This window comes from Acinetobacter sp. YH01004 (assembly GCF_013420455.1).
Lineage (GTDB): Bacteria > Pseudomonadota > Gammaproteobacteria > Pseudomonadales > Moraxellaceae > Acinetobacter > Acinetobacter towneri.
On record NZ_VOXZ01000041.1, the window covers coordinates 1 to 1,447 of the forward strand.

The window sequence follows — 1,447 nt, forward strand, 5'->3', positions numbered from 1 at the left end:
GTATTGATCGTCTGGCACGTAATACAAATGATCTGAACGAAATTGTGAATAGTCTGAATGATCGTGGTATAACCATTATTTTTCATAAAGAGAATTTGACCTTCAGTCATGATGTAGCACAATCGGCAATAAATAAACTCATGTTTCAGATGCTTGCTGCATTTGCAGAGTTTGAACGCTCCATGATCCGTGAGCGTCAAAAGGAAGGAATTGCAAAAGCCAAAGCGAAGGGCTTATATAAGGGAAGAAAGCGGAAGGTTGACTATGTTGAAATACGAAAAGCAATGGCTGAAGAAAATTCAACATTTAGAGGTGTTGCAGAAAAGTTTAAAGTAGGGATAGCAACAGTACAAAGAGCTTTAAAAGAAGAAACTAATAATCAATAAGGTTGATTAATGAAGACGCTTAGATATTCAAATTTAGAAAAGATCATGACCATTTATACTGAAATTTCTACTTATATTACATTTCATAATGCGACTGGTTTAACAGATATAAATAAATCAATGGAAGATTTTTGAACCGTACCGGGTTTGTCGGAGACCAAGCTTTCTGAGAGAATGTCCCGATGAAAAAAGTAAAATATACCCCTGAAATCAGAGAAAGAGCGGTTCAATTATTGATTGAATCCGAGAAAGATTATCCATCGAATTGGGCTGCGATCACCGCTATTGCTCCCTGAGCAGTATACTGCGCAAGGGTTGTACTCCTGAAACACTACGTGTTTGGTATCAAAAATATTTAGATAAACAAAATCCAGTTAAAGTACAGCAGCTTTCAGACCAAGAACGTATCAAACAACTCGAACGCGAAAATAAAGAACTGCAACGCGCCAATGAAATTCTACGTAAAGCAGCCGCTTTTTTCGCCCAGGCGGAGCTCGACCGCCCACACAAATAATGGTGGATTTTATCCATAATAATAAAGAGCTGTACGGAGTCGAGGCGATTTGTAGAATTTTACCGATCGCACCTTCAACCTATTACCGGACTCTAGATCTCTGTGAAAATCCAGAACATCGAGCAAAGCGAGATTTACATGACTTGCATCATGCTGAGGAGATTAAACGAATTTGGAAGGAAAGTTCAGGTCGGTATGGTGTACGTAAAGTCTGGCAAAAACTGAAACGTGAAGGCTATATTATTGCGCGCTGTACTGTTGCTCGATTAATGCAAAAGCTAGGTATAAAAGGTGTTTGGCGTGGTAAGAACAAACAAACCACCCGTAGCCGAGATGATCAAAAACGAGCGGATGACTTGGTAAAACGTAATTTTACTGCTGATCATCCTGACCAACTGTGGGTGAGTGACTTTACGTATATTCAAACAAATTCAGGCTGGGTTTATACTGCATTTATTATTGATGTGTTCTCACGAGCAATTGTTGGATGGAAAGTATCGACACGGATGAATACAGATATGGTGCTCGATGCATTGGAGCAAGCATT

General features: G+C 39.2%; 1 protein-coding gene, 1 pseudogene and 1 other annotated feature. The gene and the pseudogene both read left to right on the top strand.

Features of this window, described 5'->3' with window-relative positions:
• The coding region (locus tag FTT71_RS13180) for a recombinase family protein (protein ID WP_180161022.1) at positions 1 to 386 on the top strand (386 nt) is incomplete at its 5' end.
• 182 nt (positions 387 to 568) lie between these two features.
• Positions 569 to 1,447, top strand: a pseudogene (locus tag FTT71_RS13185) (IS3 family transposase); the annotation flags it as partial.
• Positions 858 to 974, top strand: a sequence feature (AL1L pseudoknot). Its footprint overlaps the pseudogene before it by 117 nt.